This window comes from Luteimonas qiangzhengi (assembly GCF_039548515.1).
Lineage (GTDB): Bacteria > Pseudomonadota > Gammaproteobacteria > Xanthomonadales > Xanthomonadaceae > Luteimonas.
The window spans coordinates 97,564-124,341 of sequence record NZ_JBCLVE010000010.1 but is presented as its reverse complement, the minus strand read 5'-3'; the positions used below and the strand labels follow the sequence as shown (position 1 = coordinate 124,341).

Annotated in this window: 22 protein-coding genes; 9 read left to right on the top strand and 13 right to left on the bottom strand. The window is 66.6% G+C overall.

The features are described 5' to 3' along the window. The first annotated feature begins 137 nt into the window (after window positions 1-137). Genes WCE59_RS09165 through WCE59_RS09145 form a run of 5 tightly spaced genes read left to right on the top strand, consistent with a single transcriptional unit; the run spans window position 138 to window position 4,894 of the window. Window positions 138-1,364 carry an efflux RND transporter periplasmic adaptor subunit gene (locus WCE59_RS09165; RefSeq protein ID WP_343258451.1) on the top strand — a complete coding sequence of 409 codons (1,227 nt, stop codon included), beginning with the start codon at window positions 138-140 and terminating at the stop codon, window positions 1,362-1,364. A 17-nt stretch (window positions 1,365-1,381) separates the two neighbouring features. Then, window positions 1,382-2,065, top strand: a complete 684-nt coding sequence (locus WCE59_RS09160; protein WP_343258537.1) for an ABC transporter ATP-binding protein — start codon at window positions 1,382-1,384, stop codon at window positions 2,063-2,065. A 13-nt stretch (window positions 2,066-2,078) separates the two neighbouring features. Further along, window positions 2,079-3,245 (top strand): ABC transporter permease, encoded by a 1,167-nt coding sequence (locus tag WCE59_RS09155; RefSeq protein WP_343258450.1) that lies wholly within the window; start codon window positions 2,079-2,081, stop codon window positions 3,243-3,245. Window positions 3,246-3,257: 12 nt separating this feature from the next. Then, window positions 3,258-4,577 carry an ABC transporter permease gene (locus WCE59_RS09150; RefSeq protein WP_343258449.1) on the top strand — a complete coding sequence of 440 codons (1,320 nt, stop codon included), beginning with the start codon at window positions 3,258-3,260 and terminating at the stop codon, window positions 4,575-4,577. After that, window positions 4,574-4,894, top strand: coding sequence for a hypothetical protein (locus WCE59_RS09145; RefSeq protein WP_343258448.1), 321 nt, complete (start codon window positions 4,574-4,576; stop codon window positions 4,892-4,894). The genes WCE59_RS09150 and WCE59_RS09145 overlap by 4 nt, the downstream gene beginning before the upstream one ends. Window positions 4,895-4,958: 64 nt before the next feature. Here WCE59_RS09145 and rarD read toward each other — a convergent pair whose 3' ends face one another. From rarD to WCE59_RS09120, 5 genes are all read right to left on the bottom strand, one after another. Further along, on the bottom strand, window positions 4,959-5,876 hold the full coding sequence (rarD, locus tag WCE59_RS09140) for an EamA family transporter RarD (protein WP_343258447.1): 918 nt from the start codon (window positions 5,874-5,876) through the stop codon (window positions 4,959-4,961). A 38-nt stretch (window positions 5,877-5,914) separates the two neighbouring features. Further along, entirely contained in the window at window positions 5,915-8,095 is a 2,181-nt protein-coding gene (locus WCE59_RS09135; protein WP_343258446.1) for a carboxy terminal-processing peptidase, read from the bottom strand. A 210-nt stretch (window positions 8,096-8,305) separates the two neighbouring features. Continuing rightward, the gene (lipA, locus tag WCE59_RS09130; RefSeq protein WP_343258445.1) at window positions 8,306-9,313 is read right to left on the bottom strand and encodes a lipoyl synthase; all 1,008 of its coding nucleotides are present in this window, start codon (window positions 9,311-9,313) and stop codon (window positions 8,306-8,308) included. Between the two features lie 99 nt (window positions 9,314-9,412). Then, complete coding sequence (lipB, locus tag WCE59_RS09125) at window positions 9,413-10,114, bottom strand: lipoyl(octanoyl) transferase LipB (protein ID WP_449284138.1); 702 nt, start codon at window positions 10,112-10,114, stop codon at window positions 9,413-9,415. Further along, window positions 10,102-10,380 (bottom strand): DUF493 family protein, encoded by a 279-nt coding sequence (locus tag WCE59_RS09120; protein WP_343258444.1) that lies wholly within the window; start codon window positions 10,378-10,380, stop codon window positions 10,102-10,104. Before WCE59_RS09120 ends, lipB begins: the two co-directional genes overlap by 13 nt. Before the next feature lie 88 nt (window positions 10,381-10,468). On the opposite strand from WCE59_RS09120, the gene WCE59_RS09115 reads away from it, so the two are divergent. The 4 genes from WCE59_RS09115 (at window position 10,469) to WCE59_RS09100 (ending at window position 13,715) form a co-directional block, all read left to right on the top strand. Beyond that, window positions 10,469-11,089: a CDP-alcohol phosphatidyltransferase family protein gene (locus WCE59_RS09115; protein ID WP_343258443.1), complete on the top strand. Its 621-nt coding sequence runs from the start codon at window positions 10,469-10,471 to the stop codon at window positions 11,087-11,089. Further along, on the top strand, window positions 11,074-11,727 hold the full coding sequence (locus WCE59_RS09110) for a lysophospholipid acyltransferase family protein (RefSeq protein WP_343258442.1): 654 nt from the start codon (window positions 11,074-11,076) through the stop codon (window positions 11,725-11,727). Before WCE59_RS09115 ends, WCE59_RS09110 begins: the two co-directional genes overlap by 16 nt. Continuing rightward, a complete protein-coding gene (locus WCE59_RS09105; RefSeq protein ID WP_449284137.1) occupies window positions 11,724-12,671 on the top strand; it encodes a phosphatidate cytidylyltransferase in 948 nt (315 codons plus the stop codon). Before WCE59_RS09110 ends, WCE59_RS09105 begins: the two co-directional genes overlap by 4 nt. 96 nt (window positions 12,672-12,767) lie before the next feature. Beyond that, complete coding sequence (locus WCE59_RS09100; RefSeq protein ID WP_343258441.1) at window positions 12,768-13,715, top strand: CsgG/HfaB family protein; 948 nt, start codon at window positions 12,768-12,770, stop codon at window positions 13,713-13,715. A 63-nt stretch (window positions 13,716-13,778) separates the two neighbouring features. Here WCE59_RS09100 and WCE59_RS09095 read toward each other — a convergent pair whose 3' ends face one another. From WCE59_RS09095 to mrdA, 8 genes are all read right to left on the bottom strand, one after another. After that, window positions 13,779-14,570 carry a T6SS immunity protein Tli4 family protein gene (locus tag WCE59_RS09095; RefSeq protein WP_343258440.1) on the bottom strand — a complete coding sequence of 264 codons (792 nt, stop codon included), beginning with the start codon at window positions 14,568-14,570 and terminating at the stop codon, window positions 13,779-13,781. A 162-nt stretch (window positions 14,571-14,732) separates the two neighbouring features. Next, a complete protein-coding gene (locus tag WCE59_RS09090; protein ID WP_343258439.1) occupies window positions 14,733-16,886 on the bottom strand; it encodes an esterase/lipase family protein in 2,154 nt (717 codons plus the stop codon). Beyond that, a complete protein-coding gene (locus tag WCE59_RS09085) occupies window positions 16,883-19,864 on the bottom strand; it encodes a type VI secretion system Vgr family protein (protein ID WP_343258438.1) in 2,982 nt (993 codons plus the stop codon). The genes WCE59_RS09090 and WCE59_RS09085 overlap by 4 nt, the downstream gene beginning before the upstream one ends. Before the next feature lie 89 nt (window positions 19,865-19,953). Then, entirely contained in the window at window positions 19,954-21,168 is a 1,215-nt protein-coding gene (locus WCE59_RS09080; RefSeq protein ID WP_343258437.1) for a D-alanyl-D-alanine carboxypeptidase family protein, read from the bottom strand. A 94-nt stretch (window positions 21,169-21,262) separates the two neighbouring features. After that, the gene (locus tag WCE59_RS09075) at window positions 21,263-22,567 is read right to left on the bottom strand and encodes a septal ring lytic transglycosylase RlpA family protein (protein ID WP_343258436.1); all 1,305 of its coding nucleotides are present in this window, start codon (window positions 22,565-22,567) and stop codon (window positions 21,263-21,265) included. Beyond that, on the bottom strand, window positions 22,564-23,721 hold the full coding sequence (gene mltB / locus WCE59_RS09070) for a lytic murein transglycosylase B (protein WP_343258435.1): 1,158 nt from the start codon (window positions 23,719-23,721) through the stop codon (window positions 22,564-22,566). The genes WCE59_RS09075 and mltB overlap by 4 nt, the downstream gene beginning before the upstream one ends. A 64-nt stretch (window positions 23,722-23,785) precedes the next feature. Then, window positions 23,786-24,895, bottom strand: coding sequence for a rod shape-determining protein RodA (gene rodA, locus WCE59_RS09065; protein WP_343258434.1), 1,110 nt, complete (start codon window positions 24,893-24,895; stop codon window positions 23,786-23,788). Continuing rightward, the gene (gene mrdA, locus WCE59_RS09060; RefSeq protein ID WP_343258433.1) at window positions 24,892-26,775 is read right to left on the bottom strand and encodes a penicillin-binding protein 2; all 1,884 of its coding nucleotides are present in this window, start codon (window positions 26,773-26,775) and stop codon (window positions 24,892-24,894) included. Before mrdA ends, rodA begins: the two co-directional genes overlap by 4 nt. Window positions 26,776-26,778 lie beyond the last annotated feature (3 nt).

Below are 26,778 nucleotides of genomic sequence, written 5' to 3'. Positions count from 1 at the left end.
GGCCAATCTTCCGCGCCTGCAACAGGCGGCAACAGTCGCAACGGTCAGCCAGCGGAGATGACAGGTGTCACGTGACTCCGCGTGACACCGGGTTTAGGCTGGCCAGCTTCGGGACATCCGCACCAACGGCAGAGCCGATGAACACCAAAGCAGACCTGCTCAGGGAACTCCGCATCGACCGCACGCCTGCCCCGCCGCCATCACGGCGATGGAGGTGGATTGTCCTGACAGTGGTCGCCGCACTGGTGTTGATACTGGTTGCATCGGCGCTGCTGGGTCGCGGTGCGCCGGTCGAGGTGCGGGTGGCAGAGGTGGTCGCCAGCGGCGCCGGTGCGGCCCCGGCATCGGTGCTGGATGCCAGCGGCTACGTGGTTGCGCGGCGCATGGCCACGGTGTCGGCCAAGATCACCGGCCGCGTGCGCGAGGTACTGATCGAGGAAGGCATGGCCGTGGAGGAAGGCCAGGTGATGGCCACCCTCGACCCGATCGATGCCGACGCCCAGCGCAGCCTGTCCGCCGCGCAGCTCGCCGCCGCGCGGACCCAGGTGGCCAACGTTCAAGCACAGCTCAAGGAAGCCGAGGCCAACGCCGGACGGCTGCTGTCGCTGGTGGATCAGCAGCTGGTCTCCCGTGCGCAGTACGAACAGGCGGTGGCCCAGCGCGATTCGCTGCGCGCCCAGCTTGCCTCCACCCAGCGCCAGGTCGATGTGGCCGCCGACCAACTGCACATCGCGGATCTCGGCGTGGACAACACCATCGTGCGCGCGCCGTTTGCCGGCGTGGTCATTGCCAAGGCCGCGCAGCCCGGCGAGATCGTTTCGCCGCTGTCGGCCGGCGGCGGTTTCACCCGCACCGGCATCGGCACGGTGGTGGACATGGATTCGCTGGAAGTCGAGGTCGACGTGGGCGAGGCCTACATCGGCCGGGTGAGCCCGCAGATGCCGGTGGAAGCCACGCTCAATGCCTACCCGGACTGGAAGATCCCGGCCGAGGTGATCGCCATCATTCCCACCGCCGACCGCGGTAAGGCCACGGTGAAGGTGCGCATCGCGTTGCTGGAAAAGGACGCGCGGATCGTGCCGGACATGGGTGCTTCGGTGAGCTTTCTCGAGCAGGCGCGCGAGCCGGAGGACGGCGAAGCGCCAAGCCTGCGAATCCCCGCCGAAGCGCTGGCCGAACGCGATGGCGCCACGGTGGCATTCACCATCGATTCCGAAGGCCGCGTGCAGCAGCAGACGCTTGAACTGGGCGACACCATTGGCGCGCAGCGTGAAATCCACTCCGGGCTCTCGGCCGGCGACCGCGTTGTCCTTGATCCACCTGCCGGCCTGGCGGACGGCGACCGGGTGCAGGTACTGCAGTGACCGGCACCCCGCCGCCGCTGGTCTCGGTCCGCAACCTGGGCAAGTCCTACCAGCGCGGCCCGGAGAACGTCGAAGTGCTCCAGGGTCTGGACCTGGAGATCGCCGAGGGCGACTTCGTCGCGCTGATGGGCCCCTCCGGATCCGGCAAATCCACCCTGCTGAATCTGATCGGCGGACTGGACACGCCCACCGCCGGCGAGATCGAGGTCGCCGGCGAACGCATCGACCGGATGGGCCCCGGTCAACTCGCCTCCTGGCGCAGCCGCCATGTCGGCTACATCTTCCAGTTCTACAACCTGATGCCGGCGCTGAGCGCATTGAAGAACGTGGAGCTGCCGCTGCTGTTGACCAACCTCAGTGCTGCCCGGCGCAGGCGCAACGCGGAGATCGCGCTGACCCTGGTGGACCTGGCCGACCGCACCCGGCACAAGCCCAACGAGCTGTCCGGTGGCCAGCAGCAGCGGGTGGCGATCGCCCGCGCCATCGTCTCCGATCCGACCCTGCTGATCTGCGACGAGCCCACCGGCGACCTGGACCGGCAGTCAGCCGAGGAGATCCTCGGCCTGCTGCAGGAGCTCAACCGCGAATACGGCAAGACCATCGTGATGGTCACCCACGACCCCAAGGCCGCCGAACACGCCTCGCACACCCTGCATCTGGACAAGGGCGTGCTGGTCGAGCAGCCCGCGCACGCGATGTGACCGGGGCGCCGGCATGAAGTACATGCACCTGATCTGGGCCGCCCTGTTCCGGCGCAAGGCGCGCACGTTCCTGACCCTGGCCTCGATCATGGCCGCGTTCCTGCTGTTCGGCCTGCTCGATGGCATCCGTACCGCGTTCGTGCAGATCGGCCAAAGTGCTGAAGGCGCCCAACGCCTGCAGACCAGCTCGCGGCTGTCGTTCATGGACACCCTGCCGCTGGCGCTGCGCCCTCGCATCGCGCTGGTGGACGGGGTGGCCGACGTCAGCTGGGCCAACTGGTTTCTGGCCACCTACCAGAGCCCGCGCAACCAGATCTTTGCCTTCGCCGTGGCCGGCAACTATCTGGACCTCTATCCCGAATACCAGGCCTCGCGCGAAGCCCGCGACGGGTTCGCGCGCACCCGCACCGCGATCCTGGTCGGCCAGGAAACCGCAGCGCGCTACGACTGGAAAGTGGGCGACCGAATCCCGCTGCTGTCATCGATCTACCCCCACAACGACGGCAGCATGAACTGGGAGTTCGACCTGGTCGGCATTCTCAGCGAAGCCGACGGCGCCGACTATCCGCTGGCCAACATGGTCATCCTGATGCGCTATGACTATTTCGAGGAGTCCACGCCCTACGTCAGTGGCGACGTGGGCTGGTACATCTCGCGGGTGAATGATGTGCACCAGTCGGACCGGATCGCGCGCGACATCGATGCCCTGTCGGCCAACTCGCGTCACGAAACCCGCAGCATGAGCGAGCAGGCGGCGATGGCCTCGCAGGTGCGGCAGATGGCCGACGTGGGCCTGATCGTGGGCTCGATCATGGGCGCGGTGTTCTTCACCCTGCTGCTGCTCACCGGCAACACCATGGCCCAGGCCGTGCGCGAGCGCACCTCGGAGATCGGCGTGCTGAAGACACTCGGCTTCACCAGCACCAGCGTGCTGCTGATGATCCTGGCCGAATCGGTGCTGCTGGTAGTGATCGGCGGCGTAGCCGGCCTGGGGCTGGCGATGCTGGCCGGCCCCGCGGTCGGCCAGGCCAGCGGCGGCATGATCACCCTGCCGCCGGTGGGTCTGGACAGCTGGCTTCTTGGGCTGGGGCTGATGGTCGTGATTGGGGTGGTGATCGGCCTGCTGCCGGCCTGGCGCGGCATGCGCCTGTCCATCGTCGATGCGCTGGCCGGGCGCTGAGGGAGGGCCGGGATGAAGCTCCGTTCCATGTTCCAGGGTCTTGCACTGGGTGCCGTGGTGCTGGTCGGCCTGGTGGCGTGGATCGCCCTGTCCTGGCCGGTGCTGCTGGCACTGGCGATCGCGTTTTCGGCCTGGATGCTGGGCAGCCGCAGCGGCCGCCAGGCCGGCTCGGTCACCCGGGTGGGGGTGAGCACGCTGCCCCAGCGGCTGGGCGCTTCCTCGGTGGTGGTGATCGGCATCGCCGGCGTGGTCGCGGTACTGGTGGCACTGCTGGCAATGGCCGAAGGCTATCGGCAGACGGTGGCCTCGACCGGCGACGAAGGCACGGCCATCGTGCTGCGCGGCGGGTCCGGGGCGGAAGTGCTTTCGGTGCTCTCCCGCGACACCGTGGTCACCATCGCCCAGGCGCCGCAGGTCGCACGCAATGCCGACAACATGCCGCTGGCTTCGGCCGAGCTGGTGGTGGCCGCCAGCCTGCCCCGCCGCGGCGCCGCCGCAGAAGACGGCAGCGTGCAGCTGCGCGGCGTGGACCCGATGGCCTGGCAGGTGCGCCCGACCATGCGCATCATCGAAGGCCGGGCGCTGGAATCCGGTCGTCGCGAGCTGGTGGTGGGACGCGGCGCGCGCCAGCAGTTCGCCGGCCTGGATCCGGGCAGCGAGATCCGCCTGGGCCCGGACCTGTGGCGGGTGGTGGGGGTGTTTGAATCGGGCGATGCGATGGAGTCTGAAATCTGGGGCGACGCGGGGATCGTCGCCACTACCTACCGGCGCGGCAGCAGCCGTAATTCGATGACCGCACGTCTGACAGGTCCGGGCGCGTTCGCGGCGTTCGAGACCGCGCTCGACGACGACCCGCGCCTGGAGGTGAGCGTGGAGACCACTGCGGATTACTTCGCCCGCCAATCCGAAGGCATGACCCGGGTGCTGCGCGTGATCGGGATCGTGGTTGGTTCAATCATGGCCATCGGCGCGGTGTTCGGCGCGCTCAACACCATGTTCGCCACCGTCGCCGCGCGGGCACGCGAGATCGCCACCCTGCGCGCCATCGGCTTTCGCGGCCTGCCTGTAGTAGTGGCGGTGATGCTGGAAACCATGCTGCTGGCAGCCATCGGCGGCGTGCTGGGCGGGTTGGTTGCCTGGCTGGTGTTCAACGGCTATACCGCGTCCACCCTGGCCGGCGGCGTGGGCCAGCTGACGTTCGAATTCAGCGTCACGCCGCAGCTGTTGTGGAACGGCCTGAAGTGGGCCCTGGCGATTGGTTTTGTCGGCGGGCTGTTTCCGGCGGTGCGTGCCGCACAGCTGCCGGTGACCACGGCACTGAGGGCTGCATGAGCGGCAAGCGCGCAACGGCGGACACCTCACCCGACACCTTGCAACGCCTGTCCGGCAGCGAACTGGACGCGCTGTACCAAGAGTTTCATCACCGGGTGTTCGCCTTCTACGAGGGCATCGATGACCTGCCGGAGAAGAAGCGGAAAGCCGCACAGGTGCGCGCGCGCAATCAGGCCGAACCGCTGATCGAGCAGGCCCGTGCGGTGCATGACGAGCGCGTGCGCCGGCTGCGATTGAAGGCGCGGCGCTGGTGGATCGCTACCGTGGCGGTGGCGGTGGTTGGAAGCCTGGGGATTGCCTGGGTCGCGTTGCGCTGAAGTGCCCGCGGCTTCGCGCGCATGGCGCGCTCCTACAACGCCGGTGCTCCTGCAGCGACGGCTTCTACACCACCGGGGCGACGGCGCGGCGACGGGCGCGCAGCAGGCCGTCGGTGGCGAACACGGCCAGTGCGATCCAGATGAAGCCGAAGCCGATGGCCCGGTCCCGGCCAAACGATTCGCCCAGCACCAGCACTCCGCACAACAGCTGCAGGGTCGGCGCGATGTACTGGATCAGACCGATCAGCGTGAACGGAATCCGCCGCACCGCGTAGGCGAAGCCGATCAGCGGCAAGGCGCTCAGCGCCCCCGCCAGCACCAGCATCAGCGCCACCGGTTCGCCCCATGCAAACAGTCCTCCGCCTTCCGGCGAACCTGCCGTCATGGCCAGCACTACCAGTGCCACTGGCAGCATGTACAGGCTTTCCACGCCCAGCCCGCGCACCGGCCCGACGCTGAGCTGGCGGCGGATCAATCCGTACAGTGAAAACGAGCCCGCCAGGGCCAGTGCGATCCACGGGAAGCTGCCGTAGTTGAAGGTCAGCCACAGCACCCCGGCCACCGCGATGGCGACCGAGATCCACTGCACCCGGTTCAGGCGTTCGCGCAGCAGCACCACGCCAATCAATACGTTCAGAAGCGGATTGACGAAGTAGCCCAAGCTGCTTTCCACCACGTGCCCGGCGTTGACCGCCCAGATGTACAGCCCCCAGTTGAAGGCGATCAGCGTCCCGCTCAGGGCCAGCATCCAGGCAGCCCGGGGCTGGGACAGCGTCTCGCGCAGCCAGCCGCGGCCGTATTTGTAGAACAGCCAGGCGGCCACCAGCACCGCGCCCCACACCACGCGATGCACAACGATCTGCAATGACGGCACCACCTTGAGCAGGTGCCAGTACAGCGGCATCAGTCCCCACAGGACAAACGCCGCCACAGCGGTCCACAGGCCGCGGCGATCAACGCCGCCGACCGATCCGGCATTCACGTGAATTGTTCCTTCGGAGGGCGGTCAGCCGGGCCTGTTCAGCGGGCCCAGCTTCCGGGACGGGTCGATTCGGGCAGCACCTGCGCCGAGATCACGCGGTCGCCGTCCAGCAGGCGCATGGCATCGGCCAGGATCGCCGCGGCTTCGTCGCGCTGCGGATCCGGACGCTCCTCCGCCGCCTTCACCCGGGCCGTATCGACCAGGATGTCGCGCTCGTTGGCGTGCAGGCCGTCGTCTCGGTCTTCGGCCAGCGGATCCAGCGGCAGGCCCAATTCGCGACGGACCTCCTGGCGCTCGCGGCGCTTGCGGTCCTGGCGCTCGCGTTCGGCACGGCGTTCGGCCTCGTTGAGCACCACGTACTTCTTTTCCCGCTCGGCGCGCGACTCGGCCACGTCTTCCAGGAACCACTGGAACTCATGGTGCTCGGCCACCCGCGCCTCATGCAGCGTTGTCAGCTGCGGCAGGATCGGCTTGAAGTCGCCGTAGCGGGTATGCGGCACCTCGGCAATCCGGTTCCACGGCAGCGCATTGTCGTAGGTGCTTTCGCCGAACTCGGTCGCATCCACGGTCACCGGAAACAGGATGTCCGGCACCACGCCGCGGTTCTGCGTGCTGCTGCCGCCAGGCAGGTAGAACTGGGCGACGGTCAGCTTGACCGAACCATAGCGCTGGCCTTCGCCGGAAGGCATGCGGTCCAGGTCGATCAGGTTCTGCACCGTGCCCTTGCCGAAGGTGGTCTCACCGATCACCAGGCCACGACCGTAATCCTGGATGGCGCCGGCCACGATTTCCGAAGCCGAGGCCGAACCGCGGTTGATCAACACCGCCAGCGGCCCTTCCCACGCCACGCCGGGCGTGCGCACGCCTTCAACATTCACCCGTCCGCCGGATTCGCGCACCTGCACCACCGGGCCGGTGTCGATGAACAGCCCGGTCAGTTCAACAGCCTCGTTGAGCGATCCGCCGCCGTTGCCGCGCAGATCAAGCACCACGCCGTCAACGCCCTCACTCTTGAACGTCTCCAGAATCCGGCCGACGTCGCGGGTGGCCGAGGTGTAGTCACCATCACGATTCCGACGGCCCTGGAAGTCCTGGTAGAACGCCGGCAGTTCGATGACGCCGATGCGCTTGTCGGCCTCGCCCCCGGCGCCGCTGACTTCGATCACTTCGGACTTGGCCGCCTGTTCTTCCAGCTGCACGCGTGCGCGGGTCAGCACGATATACACCGGCTCGCTGTCCAGGCCCGAGCCGGCCGGGATCACCTCCAGGCGCACCTGGGTGTCCTTGGGGCCCTTGATCTTCTCGACCACGTCGTCGATGCGCCAGCCCACCACGTCTTCGATCGAACCGTCAGTGCCCTGGCCCACGCCGGTGATCCGGTCGCCGGGGCGGAACTTGCCGCTCATCGCTGCCGGGCCGCCCGCAATCAGCTCGCGGATCACGACCACGTCGTCCTGCTTCTGCAGCTGGGCACCAATGCCCTCCAGCGACAGGGACATGCTCTGGTTGAACAGATCCGTGCTGCGCGGATTGAAGTAATCGGTGTGCGGATCGATCGACGCGGTATAGGCGTTGAGGAAGGTCTGGAACGCGTCCTCGCCGCCCAGTTGGGACACATTCTGGGCCAGGTTCTGATAGCGACGGTCCAGCGTTGTGCGGATCTCTTCGCCCTCGCGCCCGGCCAGCACCAGCCGCAGCCAGTCGTTGCGCACCGACTGCCGCCAGATTTCATCCAGCTCTTCACCGCTGGCCCACTCGGCTTCCTTGCGGTCGTATTCCCAGCGGTCCTCGCCGGTGAAATCGAAGATGTCCTGCTCCAGCAGGCCGCGGATGTGTTCCACCCGCTCGTTCACACGGTCTTTGTACAGAGCGAAGATGGCGTAGGCCGGCTCCAGCTTGCCCTCGCGCACGGAGGCGCCCATCTGCGGGCGGTAAGGCTCGAACTGCTGCACGTCGTCCGCAGTGAGGAACATCCTGTTGCCGTCCAGCGACTTCAGATAGCCATCGAAGATGTCCGAGGACATCTCCGCGTCCATCGCCCGCGGCCGGTAGACAAAGCGGCTGTCGGACAGCAGGCCGTACACCAGCCTGGAAGTACGCACCTGGTCCAGGCTGGCCGAATCGGGAATCGCTTCGCCGTCGGCGCGGGCCATCAGGGCCAACGGCACCGACAGGGTCAGCGCGATCAGCGCGGTGGAGATCAGGCGGGAGGCTTTCATGCGGCGGCTCGTTACCTCGTGGGGGCCGGCGTGCGTGCCGGCAGCTTGAATATGGGAGTGGACTTGGACGCCGTCACAGTGCCGAAAGTTTCATTCCGACCCAAAGGCGCCATTTCTTGCCTTGGTTTCCACTCTAACTGCCGCCCGTGGCGTTGGAGTGAACGGGACTTGTGCCCCGTTCAGGACAAGCCGGGGGCAAGTTTGGACCGGTCAGGCGGCGACGCCGGCTTCCATCGCCTGGCGATCGGCGTGGTAGGACGAGCGCACCAGCGGGCCGGAAGCCACGTGGGTGAAGCCCAGTTCCATGCCGTACTCCTCCAGCGCCTTGAACTCCTCCGGCGTCCAGTAGCGCAGCACCGGATGATGGTGCGCACTGGGCTGCAGGTACTGGCCGATGGTGACCATGTCCACGTCGTGGGCGCGCATGTCGCGCAGGGTGGCCTGCACCTGCTCCATGGTCTCGCCCAGGCCGAGCATGATCCCGGACTTGGTGGGTAGGTGCGGATGCTGCGCCTTGAACTTCTGCAGCAGGGTCAGCGACCACTGGTAGTCCGCGCCCGGGCGCACGTTGCGGTACAGGTCCGGCACGGTTTCCACATTGTGGTTGAACACGTCCGGCGGGTTGACCGCCAGGATCTCCAGCGCGCGGTCCATGCGGCCACGGCCACGGAAGTCCGGGGTCAGGATCTCGACCTTGGTGCCCGGGGCCAGCTCGCGGATGGCGGTGATGCAATCAACGAAGTGCTGGGCGCCACCGTCGCGCAGGTCGTCGCGGTCCACGCTGGTGACCACCACGTACTTCAGGCCCATGTCGGCGACGGTTTCCGCCAGACGCCGGGGCTCGTCTGCATCAGGGGGCTTGGGCCGGCCGTGGGCTACATCGCAGAAGCTGCAGCGCCGGGTACACACGTCGCCGAGAATCATGAAGGTGGCGGTGCCGTGGCCGAAGCACTCGTGGATATTCGGGCAGCTGGCGTCCTCGCACACGGTGACCAGACGGTTCTTGCGCAGCTTGGACTTGAGCGCGGCGACCGCACCGTTGGACGGGATGCGTACCCGGATCCAGGACGGCTTGCGCAGCACCGGCGCTTCGACGAATTCCACTGGCGAACGACCGATCTTGTCACCGGCCACCTGGCGCTCACCCGGGCGGAGCGAACCCTCGGCCGGGGGCGGCGTGACCACCTGCATCGGGATCGACTTGTCTGCAGAACTCATGGCGCACCGGAAGGCTGTTACACGGGCTACGCATTGTAGACCACCAGACTGTCCGGGCCCGGCGCTGGGCGGAACGCTGCGGCGCAGGAAACTACGCTTTCAGGCAGCGGTAGCCGGCTCCAGCGACAGACCGAACTGCCGGGCCATCTCCTGCACCAGCACCGCACTCACCGAAGCCATGGTCGAAGGTCCGCCCACATCCCCCACCGAGGTGACCTGCAGGCCCGCGTAGCCGCAGGGGTTGATGCGCGAGAACGGCTCCAGATCCATGGCGATATTGAAGGCCAGCCCGTGAAAGGTGCAGCCGCGACGCACGCGGATCCCCAGCGCCGCCACCTTGGCCCCGGCCACGTACACGCCAGGCGCGCCGTCGCGGCGCGAGGCACCGATGTTCCACTCGGCCAGGGTGTCGATCACGGCCTGCTCCATCCGCTCCACGTACTCGCGTACGCCGAGCTTCAGCCGGCGCAGGTCGAGCAGCGGATAGGCCACGATCTGCCCGGGCCCGTGGTAGGTCACCTGCCCGCCCCGGTCCACCTTCAGCACCGGGATATCGCCGGCACCAAGCACATGTTCGGCCTTGCCGGCCTGGCCCAGGGTGAACACGGGATCGTGCTCCACCAGCCAGATTTCATCGGCCGTACCGGCATCGCGCACATCGGTGAACTGTTGCATGGCCCGCCAGACCGGCTCATACGGCTGGCGGCCAAGCTCGCGCACCACGGCGACCGGCCGGCCGGAGGGCACGCCTGCGGAATCCACCTGCGGAACCGGACCTGCCTCCGGAATCACAGCGTCCACTTCACCTGCGGGTGCTCACGCAGGGCGGTATGCGCGGCTTCATATTCCTCGCGCGATGCAGCGCGGAAGCTCAGCCTGACGGACACATACTTGCCACCACTGGAGTCGCGCGTGGACATGGTGTCCGGCAGCACCGTGATGCCGGCGGCGGCCAGCAGCTTGGGCACTTCAATATCCAGGGCGGCATCCACCGGCCCTACGGCGGTGATCTCGAACTGACCGGGGAACTGGAACCCGTGGTCGGGGTTGTCGGATTTGATTTCCATCGGCCAATTATGAGGGCCCCGGGCAGCGTTCCCAAGGGGAGGGTCACCGGGTACCCTCCACAGCTCTCGCCGGCAAGGAGCCACCGCGTTGTCGATCTACCTGCTCAAAGGACGGTTCCAGGATCTGCTTCGGCCATGCGTACGCCGGCTCGAACGCATGGGCATCACCGCCAACCAGGTCACCGTTGCCGCTGGCCTGCTGTCATTGGCGGTTGCGGCGATCGTGTTCGCCTGGGCGCCCGGCCGGCCGCTGCTGTACCTGCTGCTGCCGGGCTGGATGCTGGCGCGCATGGCACTCAACGCCGTGGATGGAATGCTCGCGCGCGAATTCGGGCACAAATCCCCACTGGGCGCCTACCTCAACGAACTGTGCGATGCGGTGTCCGATGCGGCGCTGTACCTGGCCCTGCTCAGCGTGCCGGGCGTCCAGGCATCGCTGCTGTGGGCAATGGCGCTGCTGGCGCTGATGACGGAATACGCCGGCGTGCTGGGTCTGCTGGCGGGCGCAAGCCGACGCTACGACGGACCGATGGGCAAGAGCGACCGGGCGTTTGTGGTTGGGCTCGCAGGCATCCTGCTGGCGGGCGGCTGGATCGGTGCGGCCACGGTGGGTGTCGGGGCGGCCATCGTCTGCCTCCTGTGCGCGGTGACCGTGTGGCGGCGGGTGGGCAAGGGATTACAGGAGGCAGGCACATGTTCGACGGATTGATCGCCCGTGGCTTCAGCGGCTCCATCCGCGCCCTGACCGGCGCGCGTGCGCTGTGGGAAGGCTGCGCGCCCTCGGCCGAGCGCCGGGTGTATTTCGGCAACCATGCCAGCCATGGCGACTTCGTGATGATCTGGTCGGCCCTGCCCGCTGCGCTGCGCCGACAGGTGCGACCGGTGGCCGGCGCCGATTACTGGAATCGCGGCCGGCTGCGCCGCTACCTGATCCACAGCGTGTTCAACGGCGTGCTGATCGAACGCGATGCCGCCGCGCGCACCGTCGATCCCATCCAGACCCTGTGCGATGCCACCGACGCGGGCGCATCGCTGATCCTGTTTCCGGAAGGCACCCGCAATACCGGCGATGGCCTGCTGCCGTTCAAGAGCGGCATCTACCACCTGGCCCGGCAGCGGCCGGAGCTGGAGTTCGTGCCGGTGTGGCTGGACAACCTGCACCGGGTGATGCCCAAGGGACGCCTGCTGCCCCTGCCGCTGCTGTGCACCGCGCGCTTCGGCACGCCGCTGCGGCTCGGCCCCGGCGAAGACAAACAGGCCTTTCTTGATCGTGCCCGGGCGGCGCTGCTGATGCTGGACGGCGATGGGGTCGGCGATGCGGTCGGCGTACCGGAGCGCGCACGATGATCAACATGCTGCGTGATCTTCCGGATACCACCCTGCTGTTCGCGGGCATCGGCGGCGTCCTGCTGCTGGCCACGGCCATCGCGGAGATCCTCCGCTGGCGCAGCGATGGCCCCAGTGCGGTACTGGACAACCTGGTGGCACGCATCCGCGCCTGGTGGGTGATGGCGATCGTGGTCGGCCTGGCATTCCTCGGTGGACGGATCGGGATGACGCTGCTGTTCGCGCTGATCTCGCTGTTCGCCCTGCGCGAATTCATCACCCTCACCCCTACCCGCCGCGGGGATTACTGGGCGCTGGTAGTGGCGTTCTACGTGGTACTGCCCTACCAGTACTGGCTGGTCTACAGCGGCTGGTACGGCATGTCCACGCTGCTGATACCGGTGTATGCGTTCCTGTTCCTGCCCATCCTCTCCACCATTGGCGGCGACACCACCCGCTATCTGGAGCGCACCTCCAAGGTGCAGTGGGGCCTGATGGTGAGCGTGTTCTGTATCTCGCACGTGCCGGCGCTGCTCAATCTGGAAATCGCCGGTTACGAGGGCCGCAACCTGCTGCTGATCGCATTCCTGGTGATCGTGGTGCAGTCCTCCGACGTGCTCCAGTACGTGTGGGGCAAGCTGTGCGGACGGCGGCTGATCGCTCCCAACCTGTCCCCGTCCAAGACGGTGGAGGGGTTCGCTGGCGGCGTGGTCTCGGCATCGGTACTGGGCGCCGGGCTGTGGTGGATCACCCCGTTCGCGCCCTGGCAGGCCGCGCTGCTGGCCCTGGTGATCAACCTGATGGGTTTCTTCGGCGGCCTGGTGATGTCGGCCATCAAGCGCGACCGCGGCATCAAGGACTGGGGACACATGATCGAAGGCCACGGCGGCATGCTCGACCGCCTGGATTCGGTGTGTTTCGCGGCGCCGGTGTTCTTCCACCTGGTCAGGTTCTGGTGGGTGTGAGGCAACTGGTGCAGGAATAGCTGCCCCACGGCTGTCCGTCGGCGGCGTCAAACGGCGTTACAGGGGATATCCCTTCGCTACCGATCTCCGGACACCATGACAACACTGCTGAGGATTTCCCTCCCGCTGGCCCTGCTTGGCGGGCTCCTGCTTCCCGGCCCTGCAGACGCGCAGCGCGCCCAGGCCGAGCGTGCCCAGCGCACCGCCGAGATCCCGGTCTGCAGCCGCAGCCTGGGGGCAATCGCGGTGGACGAACCGCCTGGCCGCAACTGGTGGACCGGTCAACAGCTGTCCTCGCCCTCGGCGCTGATCAAACTGTTCGTCAACCGGTCGCGCTGTTTCACCCTGGTCGACCGTGGCCGCGGCATGGAGCGCATGCAGGCCGAACGTGACCTTGCCTCGTCCGGCGAACTGCGCGGTGGCTCCAACATCGGCCGCGGCCAGGTGCGCGCCGCCGACTACGTGCTGGTACCGGACCTCATCTCGCAGAACGCCAAATCCAGCGGCAACCGCATTGGCGGACTGCTGGGCGGCATGATCGGCAACCGCACCGCGGCGGCCGTGCTGGGCGGCATCGACATCAGCCGCAAGACCGCCGACGTGCTGCTCACCGTCACCGACATGCGTTCGTCCGAGCAAGTCGCCATGGCCGAAGGCCACGCTACCCATACCGACCTTGGCTGGAGCGGTGGTGCGGCCGTGTTCCGCGGCGGGCTGGCCGGCGGTGGCGCCACCGGCTACGCCGACACCGAGATCGGCCAGGTCGTCACCCTGGCCTACCTGCAGGCCTATACCGACCTGGTCGCCCAGCTGGGCGGCCTGCCTGGCGATGCCTCGGCCGCCAACCACCAGCAGGCCGTCACCATGCAGAAGCCCGGGCGCCTGCTCCGCACCGCCGACGGTAGCGGCGGCGCGGTGCGTGATCTGGACGTCGGCATGATGCTCTACCCCACCGGCAACCGGGCCGAACTGATGTGGGAAGTGGAGGACGAGCTGGGCAACCGGGGGTGGGTCAACTCGACGCTGTTCGGACTGTCGCGCTGAAGCGACGGGCCCGGGCCTTGTTCCGGCCCGGGCCGATGCCTGTCAAAGAATCCAGGGGCGCCCTCAGACCGCCCCTGGACGCAGGCGAAGCGAATCCATCAGCTCGTCCCAGAACGCCGTGGCCGCTTTCAGCTCGCTGAAGTCTCCACCCGGCCCGACGGCGCCTGGATCCAGCGACAGCGCGAGTTTGAGGAACGGCGCCGCAAGGGAATCCGGCGTGCCGGGATGTTCCCACATGAACTCGTAGCTGAGTTCACCGCCATCGTTCTCCACCAGCAGCAACTCCGTCCCCTGCAATCCTGCCGCGGTGCGCTGTCCACGGCGCAGAGCGAAGCTGCCCTCACCCACAGAATCCGGCTGCCCCATCGGGATCTCCGCGGCACGCACCATCAGCGAAGGCTCCGGATTGCGGGTCACGAAACTGGTGAACGCCAGCTGCGTCCCCCGCGTTCCCCGCAACTCGATTCCCGCCTCCACCTCTTCGCGGTTGAGCGCGGCTCCGGCAATAAAGCCGCGCTCGATACAAAAGCCCGCCTGCTTCGGGATCTCATCGGCGCTGCGGACACGCATCGCCGATGAAAAGCGCGCCTGGGCCTCACGCGCATTGGCGCGCGCCCTCGGCGTCGCCGTGCCGTTGCCATCGAAGCGAAACAGAACCTGCTGATCCGGGAAGTGCTGGAACTCCTCGTAGCGATATATCCGCCGACTCGCGGAACTCGCCCACGAAACAAGCACCTCATGCAGAGGCGTCAACGCATAGCGTTCCACGAACATCGAACCGCCTTCATCATGCGCCGCCGCCTGGAGTTCCGCCTGACGCCCGCTGACGTCCCGGACAAACCCGTCCCTGCTCACCCCGACATAAGTGAGGACACGCGTTCCCGCAGTGACATAACTCCCCCGTACCCGCGCATCTTGCGGCACCACCAGCAGGAACCGGCCCAGGCAGATGGTTCTAACAGTGCGTTGCATGCAAATGGCTTCCCGTCAGGTACGAATGATGGCTGGGATCCATGATCAAGCCCAGTCTGCGCGCTGGGCCAGTTTTATCACTGAAAAAAGTGATGCCCATCGCGCCCGATTATCGTTGTAGGCGTCTTGATGTTCATACCCTTTGGTCCGACGCCCCTTGATGTCCCACACTTTTTTTCCTGTAGCGCTACTGCTCCCCTCATCGCCAATCGCGAAGAAGGCCTCGACCCCACTCCAGGCAAGCGGAGAGGCAGCTGAAATATAGGGAACAGTTTCATCGCCCACACCGGATTTTTCTGCGGCAGTGGCCAGAAGGTCTTCGGGAGCTGGTGAGGCATAGGCCGTAATGACCAGCTCATCAAGCACGACGCTGGGCTCTTCAGAGCAGTAAGACACTGGTTCCACAGGCGGGGCGGGACAGTCGATCCTCAGTCCGAGAACCATTCGTCCATTCAGACTGTCTCCCCAGACACCATTGGCGTTGGCGGTTTCGAGGGTAAATCCCGCACCTATCTGGTTTTCCAGGTTGGCACGAAACACACTGAGCATCGCAGTGGCATGGTGCCGCTGCTGGACCGTCTGTCTTCCTGAGCCCTGCATCCACTCCGGGATGAACTGACTGTCCAAGTCCAGCGCTGTAGGCGACGAATAATCATGGAAGCTGCTTGTCGCGTACAGGGCCCCTTTGAAAGTTGATGCACGAAGAAAAAGCCCTTCAAACTTCACCGACACGGCACTGTCAACACTCCATGCAACCTCATCGTACGCCAGTCGCTTCTTGTGACCATCAGCACCTACATGCACATAGGCAGGCGAGGGGCATTTCCCGTCAATCTGACCGTGGAACCGTTTCACCTCATCTATCTTTGTGTCGAACTCCGCGAATGGGTCCAATCCACCCGTTCGGCTTTCATAGCCCGCCGCGTCCTGGGTACCAGCTATATCCAGAGCCACCCCGTTTCGCTCTGGAACCAAGCCGTACCATTTACGGCTCCGATAAATCTCATCGTAGGGGTTCGCCCCCTTAGGCAAGGTGTCGTCGTTTTCAAGTTTCCCGGCTCCTGGCCTGCGTACTCGCAGCCATCCGTTGCCGTCTCCACCGTAACGGGAAGTTGGAAGCAATTCCAAGGCTCCATTGGAATTACTCAGTTGCGCGACCAGATGGATTGCTGTATTTCCCTGCGCAATAAGTTTCATTGCCATGCTGTCGGCGCCGGTGCGCATCATCTTGTATGTCAGCGCAGCCCCTTCTGCTGGCATTGCACCAATAACGCTGCCAAGCACTCGCTCATAGTTGTGATTCGCAATCATCGATCTGGCCACGAGCCCGCCCATCGAGTGAGTCATTAGCAAGACTTTCATCCCAGCAGCAGCGGACTCCCCCAGGGTTTCTCTGTAGTGGCCAATAACGTTCTTTTCAATACGTTCTATGACCTTGCTTGCGCTGTCGGCGTTGGATCGGATCCAGTTATATCCGCCGGCCCAAAACTCAAACCGGTAATTCGCAGCCTGCCTGACCTCTTCTTGCGCAAGTTGTGCTGCCCCTTTTTTCTCCCCGTATTCAGCGGGATCGGCCAGCATGCCAAACATGCTGTTGCCGTGGCTCCAGCTGTCACTGACCTCGCCACCCTGCACCAGGCGATTGAGCACGGCTTCCATATTCGCCATGACCGGCTGGTAGGCGGACTGCATCAAAGCGCCGAATCCGCGGCGGCGGGCCTCTCTTTCACTGATGGCAAGATGCTTCCAGTCCATGTTGATGAACGTAGGGCTGCGGAGCTTCGGGAGCTGAAGCCGCAATCTCCTTTTTTCGTCCAGCTTCCCCGGCATCTTGTTCATGTTGATGCGGAAATGAATCTTTCCACGCGGATCGACTTCCGTCGTCTCGGGGTCCAACCATCGACGACGCTCCGCCGCTGTAGCCAGGAAAAAGTCCTTCGCCCAGCCCACCTCGGCCCAGTTCCCATTCCCGAGCGTGATGGAGCTTGTATTCAACGGTCGCCAGACGCGCCTTCCAGTATGTTTGTTGCGCAGGTTCGTGCCCATGATCCCCGGCAGGAAAACCACTGGAATCACAGGCCTGGGATCCGCCAGGACCACCATTTCTTCAGCAGTAGAATTTGGGCTCATCAGGGTCTGAACGCCGGTAGCCCCTTCATCATCCTGCAAACCCGTCATTACCCGATGCTCGGTCATCATTCTTGACCCCGATCATTTTTGCGCAACACCCTGACCTGCACTTTCTCAAGCGCCTGGCTTTTTTGAATCGGAAGCCGACCTTCGTCATCGGTCATCAGCCGGATACGTGCACCATCCGCGCGCACAATTTCCACAGGCCAATCGCGAATTGGCTCACCTGAATGTTCGTACCGGACGACATGATTCTGGTCGAACTTCGTCTCCGGCCAGGAATTCATCTCCCGACTCAGCTGCGTCGGCCCGACAAAACTCTTCTTGCCAGCATGCACCTTGATCTCCCCCGGGCAGGCGATGACGATGTTGCCGCCTTCGATGGTGAGGCTGGCGCCCCCGCTGGTGGCCAGGTGCACGGCCTTGCCGGCGGCAAGGTCCACCTCGGCGTTGGCGCTGACCAGCTTGAGCTGGTCGCGGCTGCGGATGCGGATCTGGTTGTTCTGGGATTGCAGGTCCAGCTCGCCTTCGCCGCTCACCACGCTCAGGCCCACGTCTTCCGTCTGGCCTTCAACGGCGGCGGCCAGCAGGCCGATGGCCTGGCCGCTGTGCAGACGCAGGTTGCCGGCGATGGCGAGGTTGCTGGACTGACCGCTGGCCAGGGTGAGGGTTTCGCCGACCGACCAGGTCAGGCTCTGGCCCGCCACGAAGCCGATTCCTGCAGGCGCTGCCAGACCGAGCAGGGCATCGCCGGTGTGCGGCACCTTGCCCTCGCCCGCCGCCGGGCTGCGTTCGTCTGCTTCGCCGCGGGCGCTGTCGAAATCCTCACCCGTCACGGTCGTCTTGACGCTGGCCAGCAGCGCCGCCAGCGGCGCCTGGGTATCCACCAGCCGCGATGAGGCCGCGCTTTTCGCTCCTTCATGGCCGGCCAGTTTCACTGTCTGATGGGTCGCGGCCGCCTGCGAGAACGTCTCGCCCAGACTGCGCAGCTGGGTCAGCAGCGCGGCCGGGGCCACGGCATCGCCGGCGGGGGTGTCGCCCGATTTGGCGTAGGCGCTCAGCCACAGGCCGGACCCGGCTCGCACCGCGCCCCATGCATCGGTACGCAGCTCGAAACCCTCGCCGCGGAAGCTGCCGCGGTAGTTGTTGGCCTGGTGGATCAGGTGCCCCAGGTTGAGCTGGCTGGCGGCCTGTGTGGTGGCCAGCTGAAGCCGCAGCTGGTCGTCGCTGTCGTCGAATACCAGCCGGCTGTGACCTTCGCCGCCCCATTCCTTGGACTGGATGCCCCACAGGGCCCCGGCGTTGCGGTGGGACTCTTCACCAGACCCCATACCGTGCCACGCAGGCGCGTTGCCGCCGGCCAGGTTGGCCTGAGCGCTCGCCGCATGATCGGCAGCCTGGGCATAGGCTGACAGGTCCTGTTCGGCAGGTTCGCCCCCCGGCGTGGCGGCGATGCCGGCTTCCCCCCGGCCGTTGTACAGGGCACCTGTCACCAGTGGCCGGTCGATATCGCCTTCGAGAAAGGCCACCAGCACCTCCTGGCCGATCCGCGGCAGGAACTGGCTGCCCACGCCGGGACCGGCGTAGCGCTGGGCGACCCGCAGCCAGCAGGTGTCCTGATCGCCCGCAGCCTGTCCCTGCTGCCAGTGGAACTTCACCCGCACCCGGCCCAATGCATCGCTGTGCAGCTCCTGATGGCCGGAAGGGCTGAACTGCCCATCCGCTCCCACCACAATCGCAGTCTGGTAGCCGGGCGCAGTCGGCCGCGGGTTGAGGCGCCTGCCGGTCCAATCCAGCAGTATCGGGCGCCACGGACGATTGCGATCCACCGCCACAAAGGCATTGGCGTAGCCCACTGCCCTGGCCCGTGGAAGCAGATCGTGCCCCGCCATTTCCTCAGGAACGTCCACGCCCCAATCGGGCGCTTCTCCCAGCTCTGCTTCCACGGACTCACGCAGATCCACCGGAAGATTGTTGATGCCCACGTGGTGCAGGCCAGTGACCAGCAGCTCCTGCGGTGGCGAACCACTGCCGGCCACTGGCGCCTGGGTCAGCTGGAACCAGGTACCGGTGCGCAGGGTGCGTGCTGTGCCGTGACCCAACCACCGCTCGCGCCCCGCTTCAGTAGCCTGCGCCATCAGCCGTGCATGACGTTCGGCCTGGCCCGCATCGGCAAAGGCGTATGCACCTGAGGGATCGTAATCCTCAATGGTCAACTCATGACCATGGTTCTGCAGCGGCAGCTGCGCGGCAATGGCGCGCACGCTCTTGTAGTCCTGCCCCAGCACCGTCATCCGGTCCGCGCCAATCCGGCGCCGCAGGCCGATGCCCTGCACGCTGTCGCGCGCCTCGGTGCCGTCGCTGCGGTGATAGCGCAGACCGCCATCGCGGGCCGACGTGGCGTCTTCCGGCTGCGCGGCGCTGTCGGCGAACAGCACCAGCCGGTGTCCGGCCGCGGCCTCGCTGTCTTCTTCCAGGCGCCAGCCCAGCCCTTCTTCGGCCAGCAGACGCTGGACGAAGGTGGCATCGGTCTCGCGATACTGCACGCAATAGCTGCGCGGCCGGGTCTCGGCCAGGAATGGACCAACCTCCTCACCCAGCTGCCAGGCCGACAGCGGCGCGTAACCGGCGAACACCGACTCCACGATCTCCACCACGCTGCGGTCCTGGAAGACCCGGCTGTGCCGGCCCTGGGTCATCAGCCAGGTCCAGGGCGCCAGGGTCAGCCGGTAGCGCGCCAGACCACCGTCGGCGCCCAGGCAGGCGGCTTCGCGCACCAGGCCGCTGCGGCGCGCCGTGTCGCCGTCGGCAAGCCGGGTCAACAGGGTGGCCGGTTGGCCCAGCCAGTCATCGAGCGGCAGATCCGCCCGGGTGGACAGCACGTCCACCGTCCACTGGAATTCGCCGGCCAGCCGCTCATGGCCGGCCCAGCGTTCAACAATCAGCGGTGCGCCGGCGTCTGCAAGTTCCAACCGGTACAACCGGTTGGCGTCGTCGACGCCGACAAGTGCGGCAAGCTGCGCCGCCGCACCAGATGCTCCATGCATGGTGTGCTCCCTGGCCCGAGGCCATCCTTGCTCAGGATAATGCCACCGGGAGACACCGCGTCAAGCGGCCGGCACGCCGGCCGCGGCGCTCAGTCCGAGCGCCACCACATCAGGAACTCGTGCCACAGGCGTTTGAAGAAGCCGGCGCGCTCCACCGCTTCCAGTGCCACCAGCTCCCGCTCGGCGACGACTTCACCATCCAGCACCACCCGCACCGAGCCCATCACCTGGCCTTCTTCAATCGGGGCCACCAGGGTCTGCGGCACGTCCATGGACGGCTGCAGCTGGTCGTACTTGTCGCGTGCGGTGCTCACCAGCAGCGGCTCGGACAGGCCAAGGCGCAGCTCATTGGCGCGGCCTTTCCAGATCTTCTGGGTGGTCAGCGCCTCGCCGGCGTCGTACAGACGGTGGGTTTCGAAGAAGCGGAAGCCCCAGTTGAGCAGGACCATGGAATCGTTGGCGCGCTGGTTCTCGCTGGTAGAACCCAGGACCACCGAAATCAGCCGCTGGTCGCCGCGCTGGGCCGAGGCCATCAGGCAGTAGCCGGCGCCGGAATGATGTCCGGTCTTGATCCCGTCCACGCTGTCGTCGCGCCACAGCAGCACGTTGCGGTTGCGCTGGGTGATGGGGCCAACGGTGAACTCGCGGATCTTGTTGTGCGCGTAGATGTCGGGATGTCCGCCGATAATCGCCCGCCCCAGCACCGCCAGGTCACGCGCGGTGGAATAGTGGTTTTCCTCGCTCAGGCCGTGCGAATTGACGAAGTTGCTGCCGGTCATGCCCAGCCGCTGCGCATGGGCATTCATGAGCGAAGCGAAGGCCTCTTCCGTGCCGGCTACGTGTTCGGCCAAGGCGATCGAAGCATCGTTGCCGGACTGCACGGCCATGCCGATTTCCATATCCAGCAGGCGCGCGGTCTGGTTGACCTCGAAGCCGCTGAAGCTGCCGCCGGTGCCGGCGCCACCCTTGCGCCAGGCGTTCTCGGTCATCATCACCTGGTCGTCTTCGGAGATGCGTCCGGCCTCCAGCTCCGAGGCGATCACGTAGCTGGTCATCACCTTGGTGATGCTGGCGGGCTCAAGCCGCTCGTCGTAGTTTTCCCCGGCCAGGATCTGCCCGGTCTCATAGTCCATCAGCACCCAAGCGGTCCCGATGATCGACGGCGGCGGCGGCATGGCCACCTCCGGCATCGCCGGCGCCGGGGCGGGCTGTGGCTGCGGACTCTGTGCCAGTGCCAGTCCGATTGCGGACACGGACAGGGCCACCATGGCGGTGGCGGCGAGACGGGCGAATCGGGACTTCATCAACGAATTGACTCCTCGGACGCTGCGCGGGGGACGCGGCGGACATTACGAACTGGAAAGACTGGAAAAAGATCAGCGGACGCTGGGGACAAGTTTAATCGCGAACCACCTGCGGCTGCCCGAACCCGAGACCGCTGAAGCGGGCGCTGAGCTCGGGAACCAGGGCCGCAGCGACGGGCCCCACCTGTAACCGCCACATGGCCTTGCCGCCGCTGGAACCATCCACCAGCCGCGCGCCTGGAACACCCGCACCCAGCAGGGTGGCCAGCGCGCGCTCTGCATTGGCGCGGGCGCCAAAAGCGGCCACCTGCAGGGTCACGCCGTCGTTCGTCGCAGCCGGTGCCGTTGCCGGTGCCGGCGCAGGCGACACATCGGCTGAAGCAACCGTTGCCACTGCGCGCAGATCAATCTGCCGCTCCTCCAGCCAGGCATCGAAATCATCGGCGGTCATCACCCGGCCGTCCTGCTTCATGTTGAAGCGGCGCTCGTGGGCATAGGCGGGGTCCACGCCCGCGGCGATCTCAGGTGCAACCGCAGCGACAGTAGCGACCGGCGCGGGCGCCGACGCGGTCGTCTGTGGGAGCGGGCTCTCTGGAAGCGGGCTGGCCTCCACCGTGGCCACCGGAAGCGCATCCACCAGCACATCGATTGCGCTGGCGGCAGCCGGCTCCGTCGCGGCCGCAGGCTGCGCGGAAGACGAAGCCGCCGCCACTGCACCCTGCACATGGCGCGCATCTTCCCCGGGGCTGAGCGCTCGCACTTCCACCTGGCCCGTGCCTTGGCGGTGCAGATCCAGCTTGACCGCCGCCGCCCAGCTCAGGTCGACCACGCGACCCTCATGGAACGGCCCGCGATCATTCACCCGTACCACCACCGAGCGGCCGTTGTCCAGGTTGGTCACCCGGGCGAAGCTCGGCAGCGGCAGTGATTTGTGCGCGGCGGTGAAGGCGTACATGTCATACACCTCCATGTTGGAAGTGCGGCGACCGTGGAACTTGTTGCCGTAGTAGGAGGCAATGCCCTGTTCGACGAACCCGGCCGGTTCATCCTGCACCGTGTAGCGCTTGCCCAGCACGGTGTAGGGCGAGCGGTTGCCGTAGCGCGAGCGGGGCTCGTCAACGACATCAGGCTCGGGAATGGCGTCCACATCGGGGATGTAATCCGGTGCGGTATCGCTGATGTGCGGCGCGTACAGGCCGCCGGAAACGTAGTCGCCGCGCTTGGAAAGGTCTTCCTGCGCCGCCGGATACGGCGAGCGACGCGGCGGCTGGCTGCCATCCGTGCTGGCAGCATCGGGCTGACCCGTGCCCTCACCGGCCGGGGGTGGTTGGGGCTTCTTTGGCGACCCGCTGCAGGCGGCCAGTGCAAGCGCGACAGCGGCAGCCGCAAGCCACCTCATCGCCCGGTGCCACCCGACCCTGCAGCGATTTCCTGCGCCAGCTGATGCACTGCCATCGCGTACATCGGCGAGCGGTTGTAGCGGGTGATCACGAAGAAGTTGCGGTAGCCCAGCCAGTGCTCCGGCCCGGCATCGCCTTCAAACGACAGCAGCGTGGCACCTTCGGCCAGCGGCTCGCCAGCGCGTGGCTCATAGCCCCGCTCGGCCAGCATCGCCAGCGGATAGACCGGCTCCATGTTGTCGGGCTTGAAATCATCGGCGTCCGGGGCGCGCGTCGCCCGCGCCACCACCGGCGCGTCGCGCTCCCAGCCGAACGCCACGAAGTAGTTCGCAATCGAGGCGAACACGTCGTCCAGGTTGTCGATCAGGTTGCGATGGCCATCCCCGTCGCCATCCTTCGCCCAATGCCGGTAGCTGGAAGGCATGAACTGCCCCAGACCCATCGCACCGGCGTAGCTGCCGCGCAGCGCCATCAGGTCCAGCTGCGGCTCCTCGCGCTCAAGCGCGAACAGGTGGCCCAGCTCGGCGGCGAAGAACGGTGCCCGCGGCGCATGGTCGAAGGCCAGGGTGTAGATCGCATCCACGATGCGGTGGTTGCCGGTGAAGCCGCCGTAGCTGGTCTCCACGCCGATGATCGCCACGATGTACTCGGCCGGCACGCCCGACTCGGCTGCCACCCGATCCAATGCCGCACGGTGGGTCGCGTAGAAGCTGCGGCCGCCGCGGATGCGCGCATCGTTGAGGAAGATCGGCCGGTATTCAGCCCAGGTGCGGGTCCGCTCGGCCGGCCGCGCCATTGCATCCAGGATGCTCTGGCGTACCTGCGCCTGCTGCAGCACCGTGCGCACCCGCGTGGCGTCAACGCCGTGGGTACGCACCGCGTAATCAATGAAGTTGTCCACCCGCTGCTGGCGCGGGATGGATGGATCGGTCACCGCGGTCGGCGCTTCGGGGCGCTGCTCCGGTGGCGGCGGTACCGGGGCCAGCAACTGCGGCTCGGCCGGCTCCACGATGGGCTCCGGCAACGGCTCAGGCAGCGGTTCGCGGGCCTCGGCGGCAGGCGGTGAAATAGGAGCTGGCGCATCCGTCGCACAGGCGGCGAATGCGAGCACGATCAGGCACGGGGCCAGGCGGAGAACAGTGCGCGGATTCATCGGTGGCGAGGTTAGCATGCCGGGGCGGCGCTGCACGCCCGTCCGGCCCATCGTTCAGCCCCGGTCAGCCCCGTGCCGGCCGATGCCTGCCGATCGACATCACCACGCCCATGCCGGCCAGCAGCGACACCGCCGCGGTACCGCCATAGCTGAGCAGCGGCATCGGCACGCCCACCACCGGCAGCAGCCCCGACACCATGCCGCCGTTGACCAGCACATAGACGAACATTGCCAGACCCAGGGACCCCGCCAGCAGGCGCGAGTAACCGTCTCGGGCCTCGCTGGCGATCCACAGGCAGCGGCCGATCACGAACAGATACAGCGACAGGGTCACCACCACCCCGATCCAGCCGAACTCTTCGGCAAGCACGGCGAAGATGAAATCGGTGGTGTGCTCGGGCACGAAATCCAGGTGCGACTGGGTGCCTTCTCCCCAGCCCTGCCCGGCCATGCCGCCCGAACCGATGGCAATCTTTGACTGGATGATGTTCCAGCCAGCCCCCAGCGGGTCGCGCTCCGGATCCAGGAACGTGAGCAGGCGGTCCTTCTGATAGGGCTGCAGAAACCAGAGCCACGCCATCGGGGCGACTGCCGCCGCCGCGCCGGCCACCGCCGCGAACCACCACCACGACAGTCCCGCCAGGTAGAGCACGAACAGCCCGCTCATCGCCACCAGCACGGCGGTTCCCAGATCCGGCTGCAGCATGATCAACCCGGTCGGCAGGCCGATGATCACCAGGCACACCAGCACCGCCCACGGCCGCGGTGGCGGGCCCATCTGGTTCAGATACCAGGCCGCCATCATCGGCAGGCTCAGTTTCATCAGCTCGGCAGGCTGGAAGTAGAACACCCCCAGGTTGATCCAGTGCTGGCCGTAGCGACCCGTTCCGATGAACAGCACCAGCACCAGAGGAGCCAATGACAGCCCGTAGGCCAGCGGCGCGATCGACCGTAGCCGCAGCGGCGTCAGGCGCGACAGCGCCCACATCGCCCCCAATCCGGCACCGTAACGCAGCGCCTGGGCAGTGACCATGCGCGGATCCTGCCCGCTGGCGCTGTGCAGCACCGCCAGGCCGATCGCCATCAGGGCGACCAGTGCGCCCAGCAGCGGCCAGTCGATGGTGCGGGAGAAACGCAGCCACAGGTCCAGCAGCCAGTGCACGATCACCCTCATGGCTGCGCCCCTTCATCGACAGGCGCGGCTTCGTCGACATCGATCTGGTCAACTTCCAGCTCGACTTCTTCTTCCACCAGCCAGGCATCGAAGATCTGGCGGGCGATCGGGGCCGCGGTGACCCCGCCATAACCACCGTGCTCGACGATCACCACAATCGCAATGGTCGGATTGTCGGCCGGCGCATAGCCCAGGAACAGGGCCTGGTGACGCAGGTGATAAGGCAGGCTGCGCGGATCCACGCGGGCATTGCCGCGCCGGCCCACGCGCTGGGCGGTGCCGGTCTTGCCGGCCATCCGGTATTCAGCACCACGGGCCAGCGCGGTGGCGGTGCCGCGCCCGTGGATGGTCTTTTCCATGCCTTCCTGCACCGCCTGCAGGTGCGCCGGCCGATCGGTGATGGCAGTGGCCGGACGTCGGACAGGCTCGGCCCAGGGCCGGTCATAGCCGTCGCGGCGTGCGGCCAGCAGGCTCAGCGGATGCAGATCGCCGCCGTTGGCGATGGCCGCGGTACCGCGTGCCAGCTGCAGCGCGGTGGCAATCCAGTAGCCCTGGCCGATCCCGGCAATCACGGTCTCGCCGGGATACCAGGGCTCGCTGCTGCGCCCGGCCTTCCATTCCCGCGAAGGCACCACGCCGGCGCTCTCCCCGACCAGCTCGATCCCGGTGGGTTCGCCAAACCCATAGCGCTGCATGAAGCTGGCGAACCGGTCGATCCCCATCTCGTAGGCCAGCTGGTAGTAGTAGTAGTTGATGGAGCGCGAGATCGAATCGCGCAGGTCCACCCAGCCGCCACCGCTCCCCGCATCGCGATAGCCACGACTCTGCCCGGGGATGAAGAATTCCCCGGTGGAGAACACCCGCGTTTCCGGGGTGCGCAGCCCGCTGTCCACGCCGGCAAGCGCAACGAACGGCTTGATCGTGGACCCGGGTGGGCCGCCACCCAGCACGTTGCGGTTGAACAGCGGCCGCGCCGGATCATCCATCAGCTGCCGGTAGTCCGCGTGGGAAATGCCGTTGACGAACAGGTTGGCGTCGAAGCTGGGCAGGCTGACCATGCCCAACACCTCGCCGGTGGACGGCTCCACCGCCACCGCCGAACCATGCAGCTCACCGAAGGCCTCCACCATCGCCCGCTGCAGGTCCACGTCCACGCTCAGGCGCAGATCGCTGCCGGCTTCGGCCGGCACCCGGCCCAGGGTGCGCAGCGCGCGCCCTTCCACGTTGGTTTCCACGTGCTCATAACCCACCCGGCCGCGCAGCGCCTCATCAAACGAACGCTCGATACCGGTCCGACCGGTGTAGGGATACAGCAGGTGGGCGCTGCCGTAGCGCTCCACGTCGCTCTCGTCGGTGCGCCCCACGTAGCCGACCACGTGGGCAAACAGATCACCGTGGGGATAACGCCGATTGAGATAGGGCACCACGTCCACCCCGGGGAACCGCCAGCGATCCACCGCGAACCGGGCCGCCTCTTCCTCGCTCACACGCAATTTCAGGGTGATCGGATGAAACCCGCGGCGCGCCCGGCGCTGGGCGCTGAAGCGCTCCACGTCATCCGGATCCAACGTAAAGATCCGTGACAGCCCGGCGATCAGGTCGTCCGTGCCGGCCGCGTCTTCCGGGGTCACGTCCAGCCGGTACGCCGGCACGTTGTCGGCCAATATCCGACCCTGGCGGTCATGGATCAGCCCGCGCCCGGGCACTACCGGTCTGGGGGTGATGCGGTTGGCCTCAGACTGGCGGGCAAACTCGCTGTGCTGGATCACCTGCAGGCGGAAATACCAGCCGGCCAGCACCGCAAGCACCGCCGCAACACCGATGAAGCCGATAAGCGCGCGCGTCCGGAACTGCGTCGCTTCGACAGCCGGATTGCGCAATTT